This window comes from Neobacillus drentensis NBRC 102427 (assembly GCF_001591445.1).
In the GTDB taxonomy this organism is placed as follows: Bacteria; Bacillota; Bacilli; order Bacillales; family Cytobacillaceae; genus Neobacillus; species Neobacillus drentensis.
In genome coordinates, this window is sequence record NZ_BCUX01000107.1 from 1 (window position 1) to 4,685 (window position 4,685).

Here is a 4,685-nt window from a genome sequence, read left to right on the forward strand (position 1 = left end):
TTACACCGTCACCCAAAAGCGACTTTATTAGTCTACCAAGTTATCAACATGAAGTCAATAACTTTTTTCATTTGTTTCACATCGTCTCTGTGACGACTTTTCATATATTACAGCATATCCATTCAATGGTCAATACTTTTTTTACTGAAAGTTCATTTCTTCAAAACTTTTTTGAGATAACAATACTGAGTTAAATACCCGCCTAGTTAACGAACATGCCTGGCATACAGAAAAGGAATCAGAGTAATGCCTCCTGACTCCTTTCTACAAATCGGAACCTATTGTTTATTTTCTGATTCGCCAGCCTCAAGAACCTTCCCCCTATAATGGTAAGTAATCTTCCACTCGGCAAAGGATACATGCGGTGTATCTTCGACAAATTGGGATAGAGCTAGTTTGCCTTTTTACCCGCAAAACTTCCGTTTGTCTCTTAAAATAACCGCCCCCTGGTATTCTCCCTATACAAGGGAGGACATTCTATCTCTAGCCAAATGTCATAGTAAAATCTGTCAATCTTCTAAAATTACTAGTCATCATGTTAGAATAATGATAGAAAAGAATTTACATAGACTGGAGTTTGATATATGAGGATACCTTTTTTCAAAGCAGGAATATTAACCTGTTTAACGATTAGTTTGTTTTATGGACATGCTTCTGCGGAGTCAGATCTATCCGCCAAATGCGGTGAGATTAAACCAAATGTCAATCCACCTTTCAAACAAATTAACTGCTTACTTACGAATGCAGCCATAAACGCTGACATTCCTCCTGAAGTGGTAAAAGCCGTGGCGACACAGGAAAACGGGAAATGGGAGCAGTTTGATGCTGCAGATACGGCCATTGAATCTCCAGATGGGGGCATCGGTCTCATGCAGCTTACCAATCAAAAAGTATACGACCAAGATAAGTTGAGAAGCGATATTGTCTATAATATCGAGGCCGGTGTCAACGTCCTTAGCAGTATGTATTCACGCACGGACTTGCCAAAAATCAACGGGGCAGGACGTCAAGTGATCGAAAATTGGTATTTCGCTGTGATGGCATACAATGGGACAAAGCCTACGAACAGTCCGCTTTACCAGTTGACCGGAGAAAGAAATACGAAGGCCTATCAAGAAGAGGCTTTTTCCAAAATAGAAGAGTTCAGTTATTTAGGGGATACCACACTTGCCAAATATCCATTTAAAACAACGGATTTTGTCTATAATCGTGATTTCACGGATAGCATTAAGTTTACTAGATTGGTATACACACTACCTGGTCAAGTACACAGCTCTGCTTATTCTTTTAAAGTTGGAAACCGAGTGGCAACGACGGTAGCCGGTGTTAAATTACGGGAAGCACCAGGTAGTCCAATTTACAAAACCTTACCTAAAAATACAGCATTGATTATTGACGGAGCATTTACATATGACTCTTCACATCAATATGTATGGTACCCCGTTCATACCGAGGACCAAAAGAAAGGGTATGTTTCTTCAGCATATCTGGCAAAGGATACGGTGAAACCTGTCATTACAGGTGCCACAAGCAAATCCATACCGGTCAAATCCACATTTTATGCATTAACAGGCGTGAAAGCATTGGATACTGTAGATGGTGATCTCACAAAGTCAATTTCTGTGACGGGTAAGGTTGATACAACGAAACTAGGAACGTACGTTTTAACTTACAAAGTAGCAGACCGGTCTGGAAATGTGGCAACCGTAATAAGAAAAATATCGGTTTATGACAATGTGAAACCGATCATTTCAGGTGCCACGAACAAAACCATTAGACTAAATTCTTCGTTTAATCCAAGAACAAGTGTATCAGCAAGCGATAACATTAACGGGAATTTGACTAGTAAAATTACTATCAGCGGTACCGTTAATACGAAGAAAAAAGGTACGTATACATTGAAGTATACGGTACAGGATAATTCAAAGAACGTGACCACGGTGACGAGAAAGATTACGATTGATAGCACAAAGCCTGTCATTTCCGGTGCTAAAAATAAAACCATTCGTTACAAATCTTCCTTCAATCCAAAAACAGGAGTAACCGCGAAAGACAATCTAGACGGCAGTTTAACAAGCAAGATAAAAGTAACAGGAACGGTTAATACAAAGAAAAAAGGCTCATATACATTAACTTACACAGTTATTGATAAATCCCAAAACAAGGCCGTAGTGAAGCGGAAGATAACAGTAAAATAGGGGTAAGGGACATTTCAGTCCCTTACCCCTATTTTATGAGAATGCAAAAAGCCAAGAAATTTACTCTTGGCTCATTCATTAGATTTAATGTTTTACAACTTTAATCGTTCTCTTAGAGCTTTGATTTCCTGCCTTATCCTTTGCCGTGACAGCAAGTGTAGTTCCTTTCTTCTGTGCTTTTATCTTTACTGAGTATTTCCCTTTTGAATCAGCATAAGCTGAACCAAGGGTTTTATTTCCTACTTTCACAGTAACTCTTGAATTCGCTTCAGCTTTCCCTGTGACCTTTCTATCGTTATCATCTACTTTGTTTACAGTTGGCCTGTTCGGTGCAATAACATCTGCAACAGTTAATGTCACACTTGCACTCACATTTCCAGCACTATCTTTAGCTGTGATTGCTAACTTTGTGCCTGCCTTTTGAACAGCTATCTTTGCTGAGAAAACTCTATTAGACGCTGCTTTTGCCGTTGCTAGTACTGTATTACCACGTTTAACTGTAACGGTAGATCCAGGTTCTGCTTTTCCAGTTACGACTGTATCATTGTTATCAACTTTGTTTACAATTGGTTTGTTTGGTGCCACATTGTCTACAAATCCAGTTGCAAGTACATAAAAATCTTCTTCTGTATTATCGTCATATAGGTCGTTATCATTGTCAATAACACCTATATAGTATGTACCACCTTTAGCTTGGTATGCTTTGTATTGAAACCCGTTCTCATCATAATCAGAGCCTAAATATACTAATTTATCATTCTCAATAAAATCCTTTTGCACCGCACCAAATCCTAGATCAATCGCACTGGAGTTAGTTCCCCCAGCAACTAATAAAATTCCATCCTTTGGCACGACTACTTTATGAATATCTACATCATATAAAGGAAGTAATTGACCAATGGTTAGTTTTTCATATGAAGTATCATCTGCATAATCAAATTCATCGTTGGGCTCCGTTTCAAACATATAATCATCAACTTCACTACCGGAAATACTACTACTCGTAGCACCCATTTTATTAAAACCTTTTGCTGAATAAGATTGAGAACCTTTTACTTCTTTTTCAAGTTGATCTAACGTATGCGAATCAATGATACCTTGTTGGATTGGCTTTCCAACCTGACGTTCAACTAATTTCTTGGATAATTCATACTCATTTCCTTCTGCCTTTACTGTTCCTACAGACAAAGTTGAAACTAATAAACCTACTGCAACTAATGATAAAAAATCTTTATTACGCACAAAAACTCCCCCATTTTTTCTTTATAGTGAACACCTTGCCATATCCATACTACTACATACTTTCCTGCAAGACTATAAGATTCAATAAACATTTACCGACAACAAATCGCAGACTTTCAATAAAAATCCCCTTCATTAAAAATGAAGAGGATTTATTTAAAATATGATTTTTCTTTGATCGTTTCTGCCTTACTTACATTCTTCGCTTTATCTGTTGCTGTAACGTAAAGAACCGATTTTTTCTTGTATGATACTCTTTACTTAATTACTATTTTTAAACGATTTTCATTTTATTAGTGAAGTGACAATGATTAATTAATTATCTAATTAATCACTTTCCAAAATTCCCCTGATACTACCTGATAACCAGCGAGACTCAAATGAATGTTCAATGGATTTGGAATATAATCTGCAAAATTAGCAACATTAATAACTTGTGCAGTTGCCACAAATGTATCACCATTCTGTACGGTTTGAGATTGAATCTGTCCATTAAATGCTAGTAATAATTGTTCTAACTGCGCTTTTTGTTGCGCATCAGTTATATAAGGGAATGGGTTGTAATAGCCCATCACATATACCTTCACATTTGGATTCAACTGATCGATTGTGCCTATTATTACGTTCAATTTTGCAGAGATTTTGCCAATTTCCGCTGGTGCTTGAGCTGGATTTGCTTGAATGGCAGGAAGGACTGCAAGCAGATCATTCGCACCAATATCAATAGTTAAGTGCGTTGCTTCTTTTATTTCTTTTTGTACCTCTGCTTTACCCAAATCAGCTATTACATCATCCGTTTTATATCCAGAGACACCAAAGTTATCAAAATCTAGTAACTGATAGGACTTTGCAAATTTATCTGCAATATAATTTGGATATCCCCAATCCAAATCTACTCCGTTTACCGGAATTCTATCTACTCCCAAAGGAGTCATACCAGCCGCTAAGGAATCTCCTAAAGCTACATATTGGACTTGAATTCGTGCCCCATCTGCACCTAATTTATAGCCATCCACCGTTGTATTGGCTGCCATTGACCCATCTTTATTGAAATAATACCATTTGACACTGATTTGCTTCCAGCCTATTACCCTGGACCCGTCAGTATTGAGGTAGTACTTTTTCCCTGATAAATCTAACCAGCCGGTTTTCATCACACCATTGCTGTCAAGATAATACCACTTTCCATTTACTAAAGCCCAACCTGTTTTCATCACACCTGACTTATCAAGGTAATATTTTTTT

At 37.5% G+C, this 4,685-nt stretch carries 3 protein-coding genes; 1 reads left to right on the forward strand and 2 read right to left on the reverse strand.

Annotated elements, in window-relative coordinates:
- The first annotated feature begins 584 nt into the window (after positions 1-584).
- Complete coding sequence (locus tag BDR01S_RS25110) at positions 585-2,198, forward strand: immunoglobulin-like domain-containing protein (protein WP_066259445.1); 1,614 nt, start codon at positions 585-587, stop codon at positions 2,196-2,198.
- Between the two features lie 84 nt (positions 2,199-2,282).
- Here the strand turns inward: BDR01S_RS25110 and BDR01S_RS24195 are convergent, their stop codons facing one another.
- Together BDR01S_RS24195 and BDR01S_RS24200 are read right to left on the reverse strand one after the other, a co-directional pair.
- Entirely contained in the window at positions 2,283-3,386 is a 1,104-nt protein-coding gene (locus BDR01S_RS24195; RefSeq protein WP_235846649.1) for an Ig-like domain-containing protein, read from the reverse strand.
- Between the two features lie 377 nt (positions 3,387-3,763).
- The coding region (locus BDR01S_RS24200; RefSeq protein ID WP_305802431.1) for an SGNH/GDSL hydrolase family protein at positions 3,764-4,685 on the reverse strand (922 nt) is incomplete at its 5' end.

What these genes read in the sequence shown, in the direction of transcription:
- BDR01S_RS25110 (WP_066259445.1), top strand. Translation starts at nt 585, where the DNA reads ATGAGGATACCTTTTTTCAAAGCAGGAATATTAACCTGTTTAACGATT.